This is a genomic window from Halalkalibacter lacteus (assembly GCF_036663595.1).
Classification (GTDB): Bacteria; Bacillota; Bacilli; order Bacillales; family Bacillaceae_D; genus Halalkalibacter; species Halalkalibacter lacteus.
Window position 1 is genome coordinate 1 of record NZ_JAWRVL010000011.1, and the last position, 20,965, is coordinate 20,965.

Here is a 20,965-nt window from a genome sequence, read left to right on the forward strand (position 1 = left end):
GTATAACGGACGGGATCAAATAGTCCCAAGGGCGCTTGCGTCCTACCCCGACTACCTAAAGAATAACCTATAAAAAAATAGGCCAACCAGATAAATATTAATCTGGATGACCTTATAATACGAAAGGGCGCTTATCTTGAACAAGGTAGGTTTTTTATTTTTGTGAAAATTATTGAACTGGATTACTTGTTTTGAAATAATTGGTATTAAGCAATAGGGCAGAATTGTTTAAGAAGAAATTGAGTACGGAGGTGTAATTTTATGCCATTAGAGCAAGAAGTAGTGGGTTTATTAATTGCTGGATTTTCTACTGTTATGGTCGTTACAATTTTAGTTGTTGTGTTCCTTTGGATAAAAAATAAATATAATAGTTCGGGATATATCTGGACATTATTGCATTTACTGCTATTTTCTGTTGCGGTATATTTTGCATTAAACGGTATAGGTTTTGACTACAATCATCCGATGGCTTCAGAAGAGATTTCACTCAAAATAGGCATTTCTGGAGTTGTTTGGGCATTCAGTATGATTTGCTTAGTAATAGCATTATTCAGCTTTTCTAAAAGGTATAGAGCTTCTTAAACAATCGGGGGCTTTCTTTCAAGATATGGTTGCTAAAACGTCAGCCTTTTTTCTTCCTGACGAACAGGGCATTCCTTTAACAAGGGAAGCTATTATAACCATAAATTTGGTTTTATCATAAGATAAATTGGGTTTACAAAGGGGGATAAAGAAATGGATTTTCAGCGAGTTGATGTTGTATATGCACTACTATTTGATGAAAAAGCAAACAAAATCCTAATGGTATTCAACAAGAATGGTACATGGTCTTTACCAGGAGGTGCAGTAGAAACAGGGGAAACTTTGCAAGAAGCAACTATAAGAGAAGTTAAGGAAGAAACAGGATATGACATTAAGGTTGGCAATATTGTTACTTTAAACGAGGCTTTTATAGACAAGAATCATGTTTACTTTATTACTTATCATGGGCAAATTACAAAACGACCTGAACAAATTCCACAAGAAGAAAATATCATAAAAGTTGAATGGGTGAATTTAGAAGAAGCAGACCGATTAATGCCATATCATCCAGAGGGAATTTCAAAAATACTTAATGAATCGGGTGCAAAATATACTCTACAAAAAGAATAATTAAAGATCTTTCAATATCCTGCAATCGGCGCATTTCAGGAAAAAGAAATGCGCTCTTTCCTTTTGTATAGGGCCATTTAATTGAATAAGACTACACCAAAAGTCGCTTTCCCTTACGTAAGGAAAGCGACTTTTTAGATTGATTTTTTTCCCTTGTTATCAAGCTGTTTACTTTAAGTTTCTTTGACTAATTTTGGAAATATTGTTGACTATTCAGTTGAACTGCATTATATTATTATTAAGTTGAACTATATAGCTGAACTGAATAGAGGGTGAGGATATGAAACATAAATTATTACCGTTGTCTGAAACCATGCATTATATTTTATTAGCTCTGCGTGAGCCACTCCATGGCTATGCCGTAATGCAGAAGATAGAAAAGATAAGTAACGGTACTGTTATTTTAGCAGCTGGTACATTATACGGTGCGATTGAAAACTTGAATAAGCATGGTTGGATTGAACCTGTTGGAGAGTCAGGTCGGAGAAAAGTTTATATGATAACTGCGGAAGGAAGCGCAATTTTGAAAATGGAACAAAACAGGTTATTGCATATTTTATCCCTGTACGAAGGAAGTGAATCGAATGAAGAAATTTAAGATATTTTTTGATATTGAAAAAGAGGAACAATGGCTGAACGAGCAATTACAAAAAGGCTATCGTTGTACAAATATTAGTGGATTAGGAATATACACTTTCGAAAAAACCGACAAGAGATATGTGATGCGACTGGATTACCAAGATTATTTATCAAAGAAAAAGTTCGAGGAATACAAAGGGGTATATGAAGATTTTGGTTGGATCTATATAAAGGGGTACTGTGGAATAAGGTATTGGCAAAAAGAAAATGATGATCAAAATGAAATCTTCTCGGACCGCCAATCAAAGGCTAATTATTATAAAAGATTAATGGGTTATTCATTTTGGTTGGGTATGATGTTCTTGGTTTTAATGCCTAACAAGGATTCGGGATTATATCATGAAGGTCTTTGGAGTATGAAAGGTTCATTATTTTGGAAAGCATTTTTATTTGAAACTCCATTTGTCCTTTTGAAGTTGTCTCCCGCACTTCTGGTTGTTTTTTTTGCTAGCAGTTTCTATAAAGCTTATCGAAAGTATTCAATGTTAAAAGAAAAATAATATGCTAGGGAGTTTAGTATGAACTTTTTTAATCCAAAGAAGGTAATTGAGGATAATGTATCTACCACAATCGGGCGCGTATCTAAAATAAGTAGATACGCTTTTTCTTTATCCTCTCCCAAATAAAAGGAAATCAATGTTAAGATTAAAATGAAGTAATAAGGGTTATTCAGCTATTTGGAAGTTATGTCAAAGAAGGATTTAGGTTTTTATGGTAAAATCGTGATACTGGATGGGTGGGAGGATTATTGAATATAGATACTGATTCCCTTGTAACCTTTATAATTTTGTGGGGAATACCAATTTTTATGGTTGTTAGAGGTTACTTCAAGATGAATACGGACGATAAAAAATCAGCTATAAATGATTTTAGGTCACGCCGTTTTATTTTTTCAATTGGTTTTATTGTAATAGGTGCTTTCTTTACACATTTAGGGGCGCTATTCATTATAAGTATAATTAAAACAATTGGGATTGTTTTATTGATTTTAGGCGGTTTTTTTTCAACGTTAGATATGTGGAACAAAAGTAAAATCAAAAGTATTTTAATTCTTGTTTTTTTATCATTTGTAATTCTAACAGGTACTTTCCTTTTATAACGATCTTCCACAAACGGGCGCGTTTGTGGAATAACACAATTAGGAAATGATCAAACTTTTTATAAAAGAATAAATTCAATTGAAAATAATAAGAGCGTGTTTTGATCAATCTTTTTTCAAAACACGCTCTTACTACTTGTTCGTTTATCAAGGTTATTAGCATCATTTTAATCAAACTTTATTCTAAACCTACATTATTTATAACATTCATGCCAAAAAAAATAAAAGTGATGCCGATATCTTCAGCAGCACTTTTTAATGGCAGTTTGTTTCTATACATTTTGCGATATACTAGATTTTATATTTCTATCTTTTAATACTGTATAAATAACTATAGCTAAAATACCGATTGAAATGACGAAAAAAATAACAGCACCGACCATGATATATGACATTTCAAAAATTGTCCGTCCAAGCATGGTTTGCAACGCAATTAATATTATAAAAAAAGACCAAGATAGACCACTCAAATGGATCATGCGCATTCCTATAAAACGACTCTGTTTTTCCAATAACCAAGCGATTAAAGGAACTAATTGCAAACCATGAAACCCTAAACCGTGAAGCCAGATAATATTGCCACTTTCTCCTATAAATCTACTTTGCATTGTAATAATCCATATTCCCGCTGCAAAAGCCAGCATCGTTGAAAACATACCATATCGAATCCCTAAAATCACTCTTAAACGTTTTGTTTTCATACTACCCTTGCTAAAAAATTGCATTGCCAAAATAACATAAAATACAATCATTGCTATGGCGACTAATCCAAATAGTAAACCAAATATTCCATCTAAAGGACTTCCTACTTGAGTGAATCTTGGGTCGATCCCTCTAAAGTGTTGTATTGTTTCGATTCCATAACTATAAAGTGAAGTGATAATATAGAAGCATCGAAAGATCATCTTTGTTTTACGTGAAAAATTTGCAAATGAGACGATGATAGCTGTGGTGAGCAAAAAAATCCCTAAAGCAATATTAAATGAAACGGCTTTGGCTAAATCACCTTCCAATCCAACCTGAGCCCCAAATAAAAGAATGTAACTCTGACATAATCCTCCTAAAACCAATCCTAAAAACCCCGTGAGAGTAAGTGCCTTTTCTTTTTTTAAAAGGTCTGTTAATTCCCTCATTTAGAAGCTCCCTTCATTCATTACGTTTGCCGATAGGCCCATTATGGTTAAACATCTCGAACTTAATTAATGATATGCTATCCAAAGACTAGAATTCTCTTCTAAAGCAGGGAGCTGCGAATGGGAAATTAATCCACAATTAGATATAGATATATTCGATATTTAATAAATCTATTCCTTCTTTTAGGCTTGGTGACAGGGTTCTTGTCATAGACCGCAAAGTAATGCGTAGGCCGGATTAAGTTGCATTCCATAATATTATTAATCTTCAACAAACGGGCCATTTAATGGTGCGAAACGTTTCTAATTTAAATTGAGGATGGTCACACATTACTCAGGTAAAGGTTAGACAGTTCCTTCCGGAACTGAAGGATTATATCGAAGAGTCAAATGATAGAGTAACGTCTTGAAGGGTTCTCTCTGCGTCGAATAGCACTTGATTTAGTAAGAATGATAGTGTTATAAGCTCGGCAAAAAGGCATAAGAATTTACCGTATCAGTTCGGCTGACGAAAGCCTACCCGAGGGGGTGGTGTAAATCATGATGCTTGAGTTGAATGAATATGGTGAGAATGCAAAAAAAACTACAGTAAAAGGTTAAGCTGACGAACTTCTGAAGGTACGGGTCTAGAATGGCGATACATAGAAATGTGTATATCACTTAATGTGAGGTTAGCGGTGGATGAGTAAGACTCATTAATATGAAAATCCATGATATGTTACAGGCATATGAACGGCTAACAGGCTTACAGGAAGCACCTAAGTTCATTCTATAATAGATATAATTCAACGTTGTAAGCTGATAACGTGGAGGGCTTACTCCCTATGAAGCGTTGGTAAGTAAAGCAATAGTGAGAATAGCTACTGTATAACTTATCTTTGTATCAGTGAAAGTGGTGGCACAGTACCAATGAAATGTCTAATCAACATGGAGGGATAGCCACTAGACTAATGAAGAATCATTCAACCATGTTAGGCAGTTCTTTATCGATTAATAAGGTTCTTGTGAGACTTAAAAGAGGTTCAACTCCTAAGGGAGTCACCGACTTGTTGAAACGGAAGAAACTGAGACACAATGAGTATTATGATATGCAACATTGTTTTGACAATTTGTACGCTCAAAGTGTTAATGGTCAAAATTTCTATGACTTAATGAAATGGATTAATTCTGATGAAAATATACGTCTTGCTTATCGAAATATCAAAAGAAATACAGGAAGTAAAACGGCGGGTACTGATAAATTAACCATTGAAGATGTCAAATGTTTATCTGTTGAAGAAGTTGTTCTGAAGGTCCAAAATATGCTTCAATCGTACACACCACAAAAAGTTAGGCGTGTGTTCATACCAAAACCAAATGGAAAAGTAAGACCATTAGGAATTCCTACAATATGGGACAGAATTCTTCAACAGTGTATCCTACAAGTATTAGAACCGGTTTGCGAAGCAAAGTTTCATAAACACAGTTACGGTTTTAGACCGAACAGAAGCACTCACCATGCGAAAGCAAGGTTTGAGTCCCTTATAAACTTGGCAGGTCTCTACCATTGCATAGATGTAGATATTCGCGGTTTCTTTGACAATGTAAACCATAGTAAATTACTGAAACAAATTTGGTCACTAGGTATAAGAGATAAATCTCTGCTTTTCATCATTTCAAAACTTTTAAAAGCAGAAATTGAAGGTGAAGGCATACCGACTAGAGGCGTGCCGCAAGGCGGCATCTTATCTCCGTTATTATCCAATATTGTTTTAAATGAACTTGATTGGTGGGTCAGTGACCAATGGGAAACATTTATAAGCAATCATCCATATAAGCATAACGGAAGTAAAGTACAAGTGCTCAAGAAATCTAATCTAAAAGAATGTTACATCATAAGGTACGCTGATGACCTCAAAGTGTTATGTCGCACACGCTCGCAAGCGATCAGAATGAATTACGCTATTAAGGACTTTCTTTATACTAGATTACACCTTGAGACAAGCGAAGAAAAGTCACAGGTCATCAACTTAAAGAAAAAATCGTCAGAGTTTCTGGGATTTGCTTTCCGGGTTAAAAGGAAAGGTAAGACAAGGATGGGTCACGTAGTCCAGTCTAATATGACAAAGAAAGCAAAGTCCAATGCATTCATGAAAATCAAGGAATCTATTAAAGCTATTCAGAAGAAACCTTGTACAGAAACACTTTGGCATTTTAATACGGTTGTAATGGGAATTTAAAATTACTACGCTGCCGCCACTCAAATTACAAATAATCTAATTGAGTTGAACTCCTATCTTCATAAGACGCTATATAATCGACTAAAGAAAGTCAGAAAAGAAGCAAAGTTTACTGACATGACTAGTACATTGCAGAAACGGTATAAAGGGTATGACCCACAATACTACAAGATACAGGACATGGTGTTTGTCCCGATTTATGCCCAACGGCATAAAACAAATTTATGCTTCTCCCAAGACATATGTAACTATACTGTCAAAGGCAGGGAAAAAATACACCAAAGCCAGAAAGCTATTAACAAAAATGTATTAAGCCATGTCATGAAAAGGTTAATTCCATATCGAACGATTGAGTACAACGATAATCGCATCAGTAAGTTCATCGTACAATACGGAAAATGTGCAGTCACAGGTACGGAACTTGGATTAAATGATTGGCACTGTCACCATAAAGTTCCTTACCATCTTTCAAAAGATGATAGATTTTCAAATTTGACCGTGCTTCATGAAGACGTTCACCGACTCGTACATCTAAAAGATAGTGATAAAATTAGAAATTTACTTAACTCTTTACAGCTAAACAGAAAGCAAAAAGAGAAGGTTAATGAACTTCGGAAACAATGCAAAAACATTGCAATCTGATGTTGGAATCATAAATTTGCTTCATTAAAATACATAGAATTGAATGAATTGGGTTAGTTGGAACGCCGTATGATTCGAAAGTTTCACGTACGGCGTGAACAGGGGGAAAAGAGAGCGATAACTTCAAACTCTTACCTATCTGTATGAATAAGGCTTATTAAACGGGGTAGTAAAGTTAAATAAGTATTATTAATATTTTCAAAATAAAAAGGTAAATTGTGGTAGTATAGATAAAAATACTTAAACTTTTGAATTGTAAAGGAGAATGGTATTAGTTGCCTGATTATGAGCTTTGTCTTTAGATTTTGAGGAATCTTTGTGTATTGAAAAAGATGGTTATACGGTTAGAGATGTGTCTTATTTAAGTCCGTATGGCAAGGCTAGGTTGGGGGAACCTTCGTGAATAAAAAACAAGTGGCATTAATCGGTAGCATAGCTTGTCTCGTTATTTTTTCAATTGTAAACTATGTGCAATTGAACAGAATATCCGATCAGTTACATTCGTTAGATTATTTAGAACACAGTATTCGAGACTTGTCATCGTCAATGAATGGAGTTGAGAGTACGGTGGCTCATACGTTGTATGAATTTACAGAAGATCAACGCTGGATACGTAATATTCATTTCGAAATAAAAGATGTTCATATAGCATCCCAGCAAGTCGATGTTTCGGTTTCTTGGGCATTAAGGGATTTAGAAATAGGTGAACAATTATTTTTCCTCTATCGTGAAAGAGGAGCCAAAGATTGGGAAAAAATAGAGGTGTCAGAAGCAAAAAATTTGAGCTATCAAATCGAACTCACACTGTCACTAAAGAAAAATTATGAAACTCAAATTATTGCCGTCTCAGATGAACGTAAAAGAAGTGATGATTTACAAGACATTGCGATTCTAGAACAGCTCGAGGAACGAATTTACGCTGATATTTACTTGTATCGCTCAAGTCATAAAAGATTTGATCTTAATATTATGATGCAGAATTATTTTAGAGAAGAAATGTTTATTGAAGAAAAAGAACAATTAGCGATAACGAGTGCTATAGCTTACGTGTATGTTAACGGTGAACTTATCGAAACAATTGATGTATTAGAAAAAAGCAATACGGTATCTCACATACCTCACGATCAAATGTATGAATATTTTCAACCGTTGACGTTGGATGAAGAAATGACGGGAGAGATTAAAGTGGAGCTTATTATTAAAGATGGGTTAGGATTTGAATATAAAAGAGAAAGCTACGATTATTAGATTGATGTTGGATGCTCCTTACATTTTGTTAGGAGCTTTATTTTATCCTGCTCGTATTTCGGTTAAATCTGAGATTGTAGCTTTAAAATACAATTGAACTGTTTATAAAAAAGTCGTTGAATAGTTACAAAATAAGAATGGTAATTACATTTAAAATGAAGAAAGGGTTCCATATGAAAGACTATTTTATTAGATTGATTTTCGGACTGCTGACTATCGGGATTGTCTTAGGTATAGACTATATTTTTAATATCAACTGGGTCCAAGAAGGAAATCCCGGACGCAACCTTTTTATACTACCAATAACAATAGTTGGAGGTTGGGGAGGATGGTATCTTTACAAAGCAATAAAAAAAGAAAAGAGATGAAGAATATTCTTTACCCGATTTTTTGTTGAACGGAGGCTTATCTGAAATAAGACTACAATGATCTTCCGCAATAGGGCCAGATTGTGGAATAACTGTGGCTTTGGAATATAGTCACGAAATTCATAAAAAATCTGATTAATAATCCGGTGTTAATATAGGATTTTTGATTGTTCTACAAAAGGGTTTGTTTAGTTCCAGAATCAACTAACGGAGCATTTTCAACGCTTCGGAGCATAAGTTAGCAAAACCCTCTCATAGATATTATCATTTTGAGAGGGTTTTTATTTAAAGTTTGTAGATTTAGGGGGTGTAAGTATAAAGGGAATTATAAGCCTTCCCGTACTAAAAGCATTTCGAATGAATTTACATCCCCAAAAAATAAGTGAATTTAATGTCTGGTAAGATTTTTCAAATGTATAGGAAAACTATATAGCTTTAGCTTTTCACTTGATTCCATCTAGAATACCAAACAACTACAGGTATAAGTAACAATGATATAAAGGCACCAGAAATTGATAGTACCGTATAACTAGAATGTGCGACAATCATTCCTGACAAGGCTCCACCTGCTGCTCCTGATAGTGCTACAAAGACATCGAATGTTCCTTGTGTTTTCGCACGTACAGATGGATGTGTTGAATCTATAATGAGAGCAGTTCCCGTTAATAAACCGATGTTCCAACCTACACCTAGTAATACTAGTGCTAGGATTAGCAATAATAATGAGTCTACCGGTGCAAAAGCTGCCACCAATCCAGCGGCAAGGAGTGTAGCACCTGAAGCAATAGCCATAATAGTGCGACCAAACTTATCTACTAATAAACCAGTCAATGGTGAAGGAAGATACATCGCTGCTATATGGAACCCTATAACTAATCCCACTTCGCTCAAACTATGACCGTGATGTCCCATGTGAACTGGTGTCATTGTCATAATAGCTGTCATGATTAGTTGAGCTAAAATCATTATTACAGCTCCAACCATAATTCCTTTTTTGTTTATGGTAGGATTTTTTAGACTTCCTCCTGTCTGAACTTTATGGTCTTTTTTCTCAGCATTCGCAATTGCTGTAGATACAAACAGTGGATCTGGACGAAGAAAAATTAAGAGAATTAATCCAGCAATAATAAAAGCTGCTCCTGACATGATAAACGGACCAGCTAAATTTGGAACACCAATTGATTCTGCAAATTCTCCCATTGGAGTAACTAAGTTAGGACCTACTACAGCTCCTAAAGTAGTAGAAACCAAGGCCATACTTGCAGCAGTCGCTCGTTGTTTCTCATTTGCAAGGTCTGTCCCTGCATACCGAGCTTGAAGATTAGAAGCCATACCTGCTCCATAAATAAGAAGAGCAACAAATAAAAGGGCAATGCTGTTGATTAAAGCCGCAATTACAACACCTATAGCACCTAATCCACCTATAAGGAAACCACCTGCAAGTCCAGCTCTACGACCAAAACGTTGTGAGGATGCTCCTATAAGTAGGGCAGCTACGGCAGATCCAATAGTAAAGAGGGCAATTGGAATTCCTGCTGCATTTTCTGAACCTAACATTTCTTTTGCAAGAAGCGCTCCAACTGTTATCCCAGCACCAAGTCCTGCTCCCCCAAAGATTTGAGAAAGAATCAAGATTTTTAATGTTTTTTTATAAAGTTGGTTTTGTTTTTTAGGAAAATCAATATATTCTTGCAACCATAAAGGCTGATGTGTTGATGTATTTTCAACTTTTTTTGCCACAACTCTACCTCCTAAACGAAATAGCTTTATAGCCTTTCGAATTTATTTGTCATCCTTTGTGCATGTTATTTCATATATTCGCATCGCTTATATTTATAATTAGAAGAAGGTCACAATTAAATGGTAGATAATTATGACCTTCTTCTTATTTCTTAATTTTAAATATCAACACGACAATATTGTCGGTGTTCATATTAAAATGAGTATGATTCACCATCTTCTGGTACTAAAATGTTGCTTAAAAACTCTTTTTCTTTACTAAAGTTTTTTAATTCTTCTCTAGATAATGTCCAATGGTTAACAGCTTCCATATGAACAGAAAGAATCTGAGCATTAGGAGCAGCCTTGTGAACTTCATAGATGTCTTCTTATTTACAAGAGCCTTATGTGATCGCTTGTATTAATGTGATAGCAGCAGATTCAATGGAAGACGCATCCTTTATTTCTGCAAGTCATTTACAGGTTTATATTGATATTTATACAAATAATTTAAGTCAGCTTATTCCACCAACTGAATATTTCCTTGAATCGTTATCACAATTTGAATTAGAAATTCTTCATCATCGACTAGGATATACAATCATGGGGGATCCAGAAACAATTCGCCGTGATCTAATTGAATTCCAACAGATGTATCAAGTAGATGAATTAATTGTGTTGTCTAATATTTACGAATTGAGCAAGGAAATTCAGTCTAACGAGATTTTAAAACATGTTGTCGATGAGTTGTTTGAATAAAGAATTCAACAATCGGGCGCGTTTATCTAATAACGCGTCTTTTTTGTTTAGGGTGTTAATGTTGAATATGCACGACGAAAAAATAACAGATCTATTTATTGCGCAGTGCAACGATACTGTTAACAGACTAAGTAGATCTAAGAGCCGATCTGCATCAAATGTGATCGCCTTTTCATATTTGACGGATACTGCACAATATATTTCTTTATAGGTGACTAATGTATCATACAGTCTTGATCAGCTAATTAACTGAATATTAGAACAGGTAGCTGTGTTAAGTAATCAAGCTCTTAAAGTGTCGTCGGTTATTCACTCAGACCCCATTCAAGGATCAAAGCAGTGATCTCCAATGGAAAATACTATTGTAAAGTTGATGAATCTTGAACAAGAAATTGGTACTGATGTTGATATTGATAGGTTATTCGTTCTTTATTTTCGTTTCTCATATGAGCTATAAAGTGGATAATCTAACCATATGCACATAATATTTAGAGGGGTTTACCTTGTTAGTTACTTACTAAGTAGCTGGTGAGGTAGACCCCTTTTTAGTGACATCAATATACGATAAAATTAAAAGCATTCTCTGTGATTAACGCTTCCCGTTGAAGATTACTTTTCACAAACTTTTGATTAAACTAAATTGTGAAAAACAATATTAGCTTGTTCTTCTGGATATTCTGACTCTACTCCCATTCCATGTCAGATTATTATCTCCTTTTGTTGAAAACTGCCAAAATATAGATAATATTGAATAAAAGGAGGCATGTCTATGCAACATAATGAAATAACTATCACACCATCATTACGTACATTAGAATCTTACAGAAAGCTTTTTGAAATTGAGAATTGTCTTCGTTATTTAATTGTGTCGTACGATAAAGACTATAAAAGAAGAGTATACAATCCCTCACTTTCTAGTCTGATGTGTTTAGTTGAAAAGTTAGTCCCTCGAAATGTCCTTCCAAGTGATACCGTTTCAAAGATCAATTGGGTAATAGAAATAAGAAATAAGGTATGTCACTTTAACTTCTAATTCATGCTTCAACGAATCTATCACAACAAAACCTAATTCTTGCAGCTCTTGTTCGTCTAATTCATGTTTAGCAACCTTAGTCTGTTCAAATTTACGTTTGCGTAATTCTTGTACATGCTCAGGAAGCATAATTCTTGAGCCTTCCCAACGTAGATTTGAACCTTTTGATATCTTATTTTGGAGCATAAGAACACCTCATTTCTAATGTGTATTCTTATTATATACGAATGTGTGTTCGTATATCAATTAAAAAGAAAAGCCCACATTAACCATCATCTGTGGGCTTTACATGGTTTGTGGAGTTGTTTGGATGTCTAATAACCATGTTAATTAAAATAATATACAATTGTTGTAATTTTTATACATTGTTGGGGCTTGTAAATTCTTTATTAAGAAATATCCCATTTTGTTGATATGTCCAAAAATTCCCATATAATATAAAAAAGAAAGGGAGTGTTTGAACATGGAAACAAACTTTGCTGATGTAGTTAAACAATTTGAATTAAAGCTCAACCGTAAACTAACAAACGTTGAATATCACATGCTGTATTCAAATTTTATTAAGTCGTCTAAGAACCGCAAGTAAATCCTCTTTACTTCTTCCAGTCCATAACATCAACTCTTCAATTGTTTCGTTCGATGTGATTCAAAGGAAATCACCTTTTTACTCCTATTACATGCGAATGTGCGTTCGTTTATCGATCAAAATGTAAAGCACATATTATAGTACAACCGATGTCATTGACTTGAATGGTAGCAATAACGCTTACCTTGAAGAAATTGATGATCTTAAAGAGCAATTAACTGAATTAAATGCACTAAACGAAGAGTTAAATGCTGAGTTAGAATTAATTTATGGTTCTACTAAAGCAGGCTCTTATTATGAAGAAGATAACTTTGAAGAAGAAGCATTAAATGAGGAATTCTTTTCATTAGGCAGTACACAAGAACACGTAAAATTAGTAATGGGTTCACCGGATTCGATAGTAGCAGGTTCATGGTGGTACGGAAAGCAATCTTGGATTAAATTTGATCAAAGTGGCTTGGTGACTAGTTATCATGACGGAGAAGGAATATTAAAAATTCAATAGCTCACTGTATCGGTCTTATGTATTTCGTTTAGAAAACCGTGTTGGACTTATCATCTATTTTCAAATAACTCTTCGGTCAACAATTCCTCATATCCCTTGCGCGACAAGGGTTTGGCGGGACTGTCTAGGAATCGAACCTAGCGGAGACGGCACGCGCCTCCCAAGCGGTTTTGAAGACCGTGGCGAACACCAGTGTCACAGCCAGCCCCATGAAGTATTGATTTATCAACGTTATTGTGGGTGATCAAAAGGTTTTCCACTTAAATCAGACGCTTTTCATTATGCACCACTTAATTATTTTCGTCAAGTAATAGGCTAAAGCTTATGGAAAGTGTGTTATTCTATCTAACGTTTTGGTTTCCTCGAAAAGGAACTAGTTGGTCTCGCGAAAAATACTAAGTAGTTTTAATTGCATTTACTTATCGTGTGACTAGTCTAGAAACAATTCCTTACAAAGCAGTTCTACTAAAAAATACATAGAATGGCATGGCTTAGGCGACCCTTAATCATTTGGAAGCTAGTTGTTCTTATCACCTTAAAATTCTTGGAGTCCCTAATGATGTTATGATTTTTACATTTTTTAATTATTAGGGGATGGAATAACAAATAATGTGAAAAATAAAAACTACATATACATGACAACTAACATAAGGATTTGAAAATTAATGCATATTATCTATAATCTTTTGTATTTTTTAGCAGCTTGGCGTTGGGGAGATTGGAGAAACTGGCAAAAATATTATCCAACAATACTTTTTCTTGTTTTATGTGACCTGATACATAATTTTTTAACCCATAATCATGCTTTATGGATATTCCATGAAAACTTACTTCCTGGACTACTTCCGAATCATACAACTATCTCACTATTGTATATGCTGGTTAGTTATCCTGCGACGATTCTGATTTATTTAAAATACTTCTTTAGAACGGATAAATGGAGAAAAAGAGTCTTTCATTATGTTTTATGGGTTTTCATTTACAGTATTGCTGAATTTATCAACCTCCATTTTGGCTTATTTTCTCATCACAACGGTTGGGAATTTTGGTACTCAATACTATTTATTATGATGATGTTTATTTTATTTCCAATCCATTATAAAAAACCTCTTTTAGCTTGGATTATTAGCCTTCTGCTTATTGTACTATTAGTGTTAAATTTTAATTTGTACCTCTATTTCAAGTGAACCGTATCAAGAAAATGAAGAAATTGAATATTTTGACGCAAGAAGAAGAAGTGGAAGAAGTTGACGTTGTCATCGTTAACAACGACAAAGAAAAATCTACGTTCCATGCGTTACGATAATCAAATTGGAGCGGTTCGGCCAAACGGGAAGCGACGATTAATATCGTCGTTCTTTTTTTGTATTGGGAGGTAGACCATAAATCGTTATATGCAGATTAATAAAGTTGAAAAGTATTCCCCATTCTTGCTTCGTATTTCTTGCCTGCAACGGCTGCCATTTTATACTTTAGGTTCACTTTTTCAAGGAAAGTGAATAGCATATTCTATTACTACAATAAAAGTGAATGACCTAGTGACTCTTTCGCATCGAAAATGAAAATTTCATTTACTGAATTAAATTGGAAATTATTGTTGACACTTCCACTATAAGCGCTTACACTAAAATCAGTTACTAGATATTAGATACTTAGAAACGTGAAAGAGTTGTTGTTAATGGCATTGAGCAAAGATAATCGTATTGGTCGACACGCGATTCTTTTGTTACTTTCTGATGATGCAACTGGACAGCTTACAAAGCTCGAACAGAAGAATTGGAAGGGCTGTATCGGAAAAGTTGGTTCGATGGAAGCGCATAAGGTAGTGGCAGCAATTGAAACAGCGGCTAAGAAAAATGGGGTTATCCAGTCTAACGTTTATCGTGAATCTCATGCTTTGTATCATGCAATTATTGAATCATTACACGGTGTAACAAGAGGCCAAGTTCAATTAGGATCAGTTCTTAGGACGGTCGGCTTAACTTTTGCCGTTTTACGTGGGAATCCATATGACAACGAGCAAGAGGGAGATTGGCTTGCTGTTTCCTTGTACGGCACAATTGGTGCACCCGTAAAGGGATCTGAGCATGAAACGATTGGTTTAGGAATTAATCACATATAAATTGCCCATAGTATTTTAGTTAATAGGGGGCTATATCTTGAAATCTTCTTTGGATTTCAGTGATATAGCCCCCTTTTCTATTGCTTCTTTACTTAGCTAAAGAAACTGAAGGGAGAGAGAAGAATGGTTACATTAAATGGCCAAACCTTGACCTTTTCTGAAGTGCGTCGGGTCCTTTTTGATGGGGAGAAAGTGACGTTTTCAGATGAGAGCATGAAAAAGGTGCAGAAAAGCCGAAACGCAGTTGAGAAAATCGTTGATGAGGAACGTATCGTATACGGTATAACAACAGGCTTTGGAAAGTTTAGTGATGTCTATATTGGCAAAGACGATGTAGAGTCTTTGCAATTAAATTTAATTCGTTCTCATTCTTGTGGGATTGGCGAGCCTTTTCCAGAGGTTGTGTCACGAGCAATGGTGCTCCTACGCGCAAATGCTTTATTAAAAGGTTATTCCGGTGTTCGTCCGGTTGTAATTGAAAGACTGTTAGATTTAGTGAATGCAAACATTCACCCTGTGATCCCGCAGCAAGGCTCACTTGGAGCAAGCGGTGATTTAGCACCTCTTTCGCATTTGGCACTTGTAATAATTGGAGAAGGAGAGGCCTTTTATAAAGGGGAGAAAGTTTCGGCCATTAACGCATTAACAAAAGAAGGCATTTTTCCAATTACGTTAACAGCAAAAGAAGGATTGGCACTTATTAATGGCACTCAGGCGATGACCGCTATGGGCGTTGTTACGTACTTGGAAGCTGAGAAGCTCGCGTACCAATCGGAAATGATTGCTTCAATGACGATCGAAGGCTTACATGGCATTATTGATGCGTTTGATGAAGACATTCATCTTGCTAGAGGATACAAGGAGCAAGTTGATGTAGCGGAGCGAATTCGTTCATATTTAATTGATAGTCAATTAACGACGAAGCAAGGAGAAATCCGTGTACAAGATGCCTATTCGATTCGATGCATTCCTCAAGTTCATGGGGCAACTTGGCAGACGTTGAACTATGTTAAAGAAAAACTAGAAATTGAAATGAATGCCGCTACGGATAATCCTCTCATTTTTGATAATGGCGAAAAAGTGTTATCAGGTGGAAACTTCCACGGGCAGCCAATTGCATTTGCGATGGACTTTCTCGCGATTGCAATCGCCGAACTCGCGAACATTTCAGAGCGTCGAATTGAGCGCTTAGTTAATCCGCAATTGAATGATTTACCGCCGTTTTTAAGCCCAGAGCCAGGTCTACAATCTGGTGCGATGATTATGCAATATGCGGCAGCATCACTTGTTTCAGAAAATAAAACATTGGCACATCCAGCAAGTGTTGATTCAATTCCTTCGTCTGCAAATCAAGAAGATCATGTCAGCATGGGGACAATTGGATCAAGGCATGCTTATCAAGTTATCACAAATACTCGCCGAGTGCTAGCCATTGAAGCGATATGTGCGATGCAAGCAACGGAAATTAGAGGAATAGAAAAAATGGCACATGTAACGAATCAAATTTTTACAAAAGGCAGAGAAGTAGTGCCAACAATTAGCAAAGACCGTGTGTTCTCAAACGATATTGAAGCGATGAATAATTGGTTGAAAGTAGAATCGTTTCACTTTAATAAGGCAGAAACAAACATTCATTCATAAGAGGAGAGGGTAAAATGACAATTCAAAAGCGAATCATTCAGGCAAAAAAGGGTGTGGAAAGAGAATGTAAAGGCTGGGAGCAAGAAGCTGTGTTACGAATGCTTTACAATAATTTGGATCCAGAGGTTGCCGAGAAGCCTGAGCATTTAATTGTGTATGGTGGAATCGGAAAAGCGGCGAGAAACTGGGAATCCTTTGATGCAATTGTTCATTCTTTAAAGAAGCTAGAAGATGATGAAACGTTACTCATTCAATCAGGAAAACCAGTAGGAATGTTTAAAACACATCCAACTGCACCGAGAGTCTTGTTATCTAACTCCGTACTCGTTCCTAAATGGGCAAATTGGGATCATTTTAACAAGCTTGAAAAAGAAGGATTAATGATGTATGGGCAAATGACAGCAGGAAGCTGGATCTACATTGGCACTCAAGGGATTTTGCAAGGAACCTATGAAACATTTGCAGAAATTGCAAGACAGCATTTTGGTAATAGTTTAAAAGGTACATTAACGTTAACTGCTGGTCTAGGCGGTATGGGGGGAGCGCAGCCTCTAGCGGTAACGATGAATGATGGGGTTGTCATAGCTGTTGATGTTGATGAGTCCCGAATCCAAAAACGAATCGAAACGAAATATTGTGATAAGATGACGAGCTCATTGGATGAAGCGCTTGACTGGGCACTAGAGGCAAAACAAAAAGGAGAGCCACTTTCAATAGGTTTAGTAGGAAATGCTGCCGCTATTCATCATGAGATTATCGCTCGTAATGTCCATATTGATATTGTTACCGATCAAACGTCTGCTCATGACCCACTAAATGGCTACGTGCCTGAAGGATTTTCTCTAGCAGAAGCTACTCTTCTTCGTGAAACGGATGCGACTAGATATGTTCAATTAGCAAACGCAAGCATGAGAAAACATGTTGAAGCAATGCTAGAACTGCAAAAGCGAGGATCGATTGTGTTTGATTACGGAAATAACATTCGTCAAGTGGCACTAGACGAAGGCTTAGAAAACGCTTTTGATTTCCCAGGTTTTGTTCCAGCTTATATTCGTCCATTATTCTGCGAAGGAAAAGGGCCGTTCCGTTGGGTCGCGTTATCGGGAGATCCGGAAGATATTTATCGTACAGATCAGTTAATTAAGGAGCTATTCCCTGAAAATGAAGCGTTATGTCGCTGGATTGATATGGCTCAAGAGAAGGTGGCATTCCAAGGCCTTCCATCTCGTATTTGCTGGTTAGGCTATGGTGAGCGAAAGAAGATGGGTCTTGCAATCAATGAGCTTGTTCGAAATGGCGAGTTAAAAGCACCCGTTGTTATTGGACGCGATCATTTAGATTGTGGGTCGGTTGCTTCACCAAATCGAGAAACAGAAGCAATGTTAGACGGTAGTGATGCAGTTGGGGATTGGGCGATCTTGAATGCATTGATCAACACGTCTGCAGGTGCAAGCTGGGTATCGGTCCATCATGGTGGCGGTGTAGGAATGGGGTACTCATTGCATGCAGGTATGGTTGTCGTAGCAGATGGAACACAACTAGCTGAAGAACGATTGGAGCGCGTTCTTACGACAGATCCTGGTATGGGGATCATTCGCCATGCTGATGCAGGGTATGAGCTTGCGAAGGATGTAGCAAAAGAGAGAAATGTTGTTATTCCGATGAATGAAAACAAGTAAGTTAGAGGAGGAATCGTTTTGACTCAACATGTTGATTTACTACTTACGAATATCGGTCAATTGCTAACGATGGAATCAGCTGGTCCAAGAGCAGGGAAAGACATGCAGCAACTATCGATGCTTGAAGAGGCTGTTGTCGGGATGAAAAATGGCAAGGTCGCCTATATCGGGAAAACGTCGAAAGGGATTCAAGCTGATGCCATCATTGATTGTCAAGGAAAGCTTGTTACACCGGGACTTGTTGATCCACATACTCATGTCGTGTTTGGAGGCTCGCGTGAACATGAAATGGCGTTAAAGCAACAAGGTGTTCCGTACCTTGACATTTTAAAGCAAGGTGGTGGCATTCTTTCTACGGTTGAACGTACACGTGCTGCATCAGAGGATCACTTGTTTGAAAAAGCGAGCTTCCATCTAGATCGTATGCTCTCATACGGAGTCACAACCGCTGAGGCAAAAAGTGGATACGGCTTAGATGTAGAAACGGAGATGAAGCAATTAAAAGTAGCAAAACGACTTCAGCAAACTCATGCAATGGATCTTGTTTCTACCTTCTTAGGAGCTCACGCAATTCCACAAGAGTATAAAGAAGACCCACAAGGCTTTTTAGATGAAATGCTTGGAATGCTTGATTTGATCAAAATAAAAGAATTGGCTGAATTTGTTGATATCTTTACTGAGACGGGTGTGTTTACAGTTGAGCAGTCTCGTGATTTCTTATTGAAAGCGAAGGAAAAGGGATTTGGGTTAAAAATACATGCAGATGAAATCGATCCTTTAGGAGGGACAGAATTAGCAGTCGATTTAGGAGCGATTTCTGCGGATCATCTTGTTGGGGCATCCAATGAAGGAATTAAAAGGTTAGCTACAACAGGGACTATTGCCGTCCTGTTACCTGGGACAACGTTTTATCTTGGCAAAGACACTTTTGCAAGAGCACGAAAAATGATTGATGAAGGTGTGACGGTCGCGCTCGCAACAGATTTCAATCCAGGTAGCTGCCCGACAGAAAACATTCAACTGATCATGACATTTGCTGCACTGCGGTTAAAGATGACACCAGAAGAAATTTGGAATGCGATGACTGTCAATGCGGCCTATGCGATTGGTCGCGGTGAGCAAGCAGGACAGCTCGTTGTTGGTCGCAAAGCAGATGTTGTCATTTGGGATGCACCAAATTATTTCTACCTCCCTTATCATTACGGAGTGAATCACGTTAATACAGTTATTAAAAATGGTCGAATCATTTCAAAAAGGAGGGACATCGTTGACACAGTTTCCTTATCTTCAAAAAGCTAATGGATCCTTTGTCGATTCTGAGGTAACAAAGGTAGGAGATATTATTCATGCATGGGACGGTAGTTCTATAGGAGGGATCGGGCTCATTGGCGCCCCTCTCTCCAAATCATCGATTAGTCATTCCGGAGCTTGCTTTGCCCCTGGTACGATTCGAAAGGCTTTATCGGGGTTTTCTACGTATTCAATAGAGGAAGATCTCGATTTAGCCAATTGGACTATTCAAGATTTAGGCGATATCACAATGCATGTCACCGATATTATTCAATCACAAAATCGAGTTTATGAGACGGTTCACAGTTTGCTTAAAGAGAATCCTGCCTGGCTTCCGATAGTTCTTGGGGGAGATAATTCGATCACGTACCCGACTGTTAAAGGGTTCTCTGAGGCAAAAGGCAAGGTTGGCATTATCCAATTTGATGCGCATCATGATGTGAGGAATTTGATCGATGGGGGACCAAGCAATGGTACGCCATTTCGAAGCTTATTAGAAACAGAAACCATTGTTGGAGAGAATCTCATTCAAGTTGGAATTCGTGATTTTTCAAATAGTAAACCATATCATGATTATGTAAACAAGAAAGGTGTAACGATATATACAATGAAAGATGTTCGGAATAACAAAATTATAGACATAATGAAAGAATCCATTGAAACATTAAAAAAACAGGCCGACTCCATCTACGTTTCGGTTGATATGGACGTAATTGATCAATCACAAGCACCAGGATGTCCCGCAATTGGACCAGGAGGGATGAATACGATAGATCTTTTTGAGGCGATTACGTATTTAGGAGAACAATCGATGGTGGAAGGACTCGAAATTGTCGAAGTGGATCCGACTGTTGATTTTCGCGATATGACGAGTCGAGTAGCCGCCCATGTTATTTTGAATTTTTTGAAGGGGAAACAAAAAAGGATTATGAATGAGAAGGCATTGAAAAAGGTGAAAAACGGAGGGCACTGAAAAAGGTTGCTTTTTACCTTTTTCAGTGCCCTCGAAAAACGACCTATTTCAGTAGCCTCATGAATGAAAGGGTAACTTTTGCGGGACTCTCTTCTTTTTTGTTGCAAGGTTATTGTTGTGAAAATGACTCAAACTTTATTTAATAGGAAAAATAAAAA

Annotated in this window: 18 protein-coding genes, 1 tRNA gene and 3 pseudogenes; 17 read left to right on the forward strand and 5 right to left on the reverse strand. The window is 36.6% G+C overall.

Annotated elements, in window-relative coordinates; all coding sequences use genetic code 11:
* Nucleotides 1-261: 261 nt before the first annotated feature.
* The 5 genes from SAZ04_RS09705 (at nt 262) to SAZ04_RS09725 (ending at nt 2,890) form a co-directional block, all read left to right on the forward strand.
* Entirely contained in the window at nt 262-582 is a 321-nt protein-coding gene (locus SAZ04_RS09705; RefSeq protein ID WP_332694530.1) for a hypothetical protein, read from the forward strand.
* Between the two features lie 153 nt (nt 583-735).
* Nucleotides 736-1,152 (forward strand): NUDIX hydrolase, encoded by a 417-nt coding sequence (locus tag SAZ04_RS09710; RefSeq protein WP_332694532.1) that lies wholly within the window; start codon nt 736-738, stop codon nt 1,150-1,152.
* A gap of 280 nt (nt 1,153-1,432) precedes the next feature.
* Entirely contained in the window at nt 1,433-1,750 is a 318-nt protein-coding gene (locus tag SAZ04_RS09715; protein ID WP_097969645.1) for a PadR family transcriptional regulator, read from the forward strand.
* On the forward strand, nt 1,737-2,291 hold the full coding sequence (locus tag SAZ04_RS09720; RefSeq protein ID WP_332694538.1) for a DUF2812 domain-containing protein: 555 nt from the start codon (nt 1,737-1,739) through the stop codon (nt 2,289-2,291). The genes SAZ04_RS09715 and SAZ04_RS09720 overlap by 14 nt, the downstream gene beginning before the upstream one ends.
* Before the next feature lie 248 nt (nt 2,292-2,539).
* A complete protein-coding gene (locus SAZ04_RS09725) occupies nt 2,540-2,890 on the forward strand; it encodes a hypothetical protein (RefSeq protein WP_332694540.1) in 351 nt (116 codons plus the stop codon).
* Between the two features lie 272 nt (nt 2,891-3,162).
* Here the strand turns inward: SAZ04_RS09725 and SAZ04_RS09730 are convergent, their stop codons facing one another.
* Complete coding sequence (locus SAZ04_RS09730) at nt 3,163-4,023, reverse strand: hypothetical protein (RefSeq protein ID WP_332694542.1); 861 nt, start codon at nt 4,021-4,023, stop codon at nt 3,163-3,165.
* A gap of 1,049 nt (nt 4,024-5,072) precedes the next feature.
* Between SAZ04_RS09730 and ltrA the strand changes: the two are divergent.
* The 3 genes and pseudogenes from ltrA to SAZ04_RS09745 all read left to right on the forward strand — a co-directional run bounded on the left by ltrA (nt 5,073) and on the right by SAZ04_RS09745 (nt 8,500).
* Nucleotides 5,073-6,884, forward strand: a pseudogene (gene ltrA / locus SAZ04_RS09735) (group II intron reverse transcriptase/maturase).
* A gap of 399 nt (nt 6,885-7,283) precedes the next feature.
* Nucleotides 7,284-8,132, forward strand: a complete 849-nt coding sequence (locus SAZ04_RS09740; protein ID WP_332694544.1) for a hypothetical protein — start codon at nt 7,284-7,286, stop codon at nt 8,130-8,132.
* A 173-nt stretch (nt 8,133-8,305) separates the two neighbouring features.
* Nucleotides 8,306-8,500, forward strand: a complete 195-nt coding sequence (locus tag SAZ04_RS09745) for a hypothetical protein (RefSeq protein ID WP_332694547.1) — start codon at nt 8,306-8,308, stop codon at nt 8,498-8,500.
* 435 nt (nt 8,501-8,935) lie between these two features.
* On the opposite strand, the gene SAZ04_RS09750 is transcribed toward SAZ04_RS09745, so the two are convergent.
* Nucleotides 8,936-10,270, reverse strand: coding sequence for an MFS transporter (locus SAZ04_RS09750; protein ID WP_332694783.1), 1,335 nt, complete (start codon nt 10,268-10,270; stop codon nt 8,936-8,938).
* 164 nt (nt 10,271-10,434) lie between these two features.
* A pseudogene (locus SAZ04_RS09755) lies at nt 10,435-10,608 on the reverse strand (MBL fold metallo-hydrolase); the annotation flags it as partial.
* On the opposite strand from SAZ04_RS09755, the pseudogene SAZ04_RS09760 reads away from it, so the two are divergent.
* Nucleotides 10,604-10,978 (forward strand): annotated as a pseudogene (locus SAZ04_RS09760) (LLM class oxidoreductase); the annotation flags it as partial. The pseudogenes SAZ04_RS09755 and SAZ04_RS09760 overlap by 5 nt on opposite strands.
* A gap of 976 nt (nt 10,979-11,954) precedes the next feature.
* Here the strand turns inward: SAZ04_RS09760 and SAZ04_RS09765 are convergent.
* Nucleotides 11,955-12,197, reverse strand: a complete 243-nt coding sequence (locus SAZ04_RS09765) for a YolD-like family protein (RefSeq protein ID WP_332694549.1) — start codon at nt 12,195-12,197, stop codon at nt 11,955-11,957.
* Nucleotides 12,198-12,474: 277 nt separating this feature from the next.
* Between SAZ04_RS09765 and SAZ04_RS09770 the strand changes: the two genes are divergently transcribed.
* Together SAZ04_RS09770 and SAZ04_RS09775 are read left to right on the forward strand one after the other, a co-directional pair.
* Complete coding sequence (locus SAZ04_RS09770) at nt 12,475-12,597, forward strand: hypothetical protein (protein WP_332694551.1); 123 nt, start codon at nt 12,475-12,477, stop codon at nt 12,595-12,597.
* A 160-nt stretch (nt 12,598-12,757) separates the two neighbouring features.
* The gene (locus SAZ04_RS09775; RefSeq protein ID WP_332694553.1) at nt 12,758-13,102 is read left to right on the forward strand and encodes a hypothetical protein; all 345 of its coding nucleotides are present in this window, start codon (nt 12,758-12,760) and stop codon (nt 13,100-13,102) included.
* A gap of 112 nt (nt 13,103-13,214) precedes the next feature.
* Here SAZ04_RS09775 and SAZ04_RS09780 read toward each other — a convergent pair.
* Nucleotides 13,215-13,311 (reverse strand) — tRNA-Sec (locus SAZ04_RS09780).
* Nucleotides 13,312-13,767: 456 nt separating this feature from the next.
* On the opposite strand from SAZ04_RS09780, the gene SAZ04_RS23430 reads away from it, so the two are divergent.
* From SAZ04_RS23430 to hutG, 6 genes are all read left to right on the forward strand, one after another.
* Nucleotides 13,768-14,289, forward strand: coding sequence for a CBO0543 family protein (locus SAZ04_RS23430; protein ID WP_431308988.1), 522 nt, complete (start codon nt 13,768-13,770; stop codon nt 14,287-14,289).
* A gap of 491 nt (nt 14,290-14,780) precedes the next feature.
* Nucleotides 14,781-15,224 (forward strand): histidine utilization transcription antiterminator HutP, encoded by a 444-nt coding sequence (gene hutP, locus SAZ04_RS09785; RefSeq protein ID WP_332694555.1) that lies wholly within the window; start codon nt 14,781-14,783, stop codon nt 15,222-15,224.
* Between the two features lie 123 nt (nt 15,225-15,347).
* On the forward strand, nt 15,348-16,865 hold the full coding sequence (gene hutH / locus SAZ04_RS09790; protein WP_332694557.1) for a histidine ammonia-lyase: 1,518 nt from the start codon (nt 15,348-15,350) through the stop codon (nt 16,863-16,865).
* Nucleotides 16,866-16,879: 14 nt separating this feature from the next.
* Nucleotides 16,880-18,544, forward strand: a complete 1,665-nt coding sequence (gene hutU, locus SAZ04_RS09795) for a urocanate hydratase (RefSeq protein ID WP_332694559.1) — start codon at nt 16,880-16,882, stop codon at nt 18,542-18,544.
* 69 nt (nt 18,545-18,613) lie between these two features.
* Nucleotides 18,614-19,843, forward strand: a complete 1,230-nt coding sequence (hutI, locus tag SAZ04_RS09800; RefSeq protein WP_431308992.1) for an imidazolonepropionase — start codon at nt 18,614-18,616, stop codon at nt 19,841-19,843.
* A complete protein-coding gene (gene hutG, locus SAZ04_RS09805; protein ID WP_332694563.1) occupies nt 19,812-20,807 on the forward strand; it encodes a formimidoylglutamase in 996 nt (331 codons plus the stop codon). Before hutI ends, hutG begins: the two co-directional genes overlap by 32 nt.
* Nucleotides 20,808-20,965 lie beyond the last annotated feature (158 nt).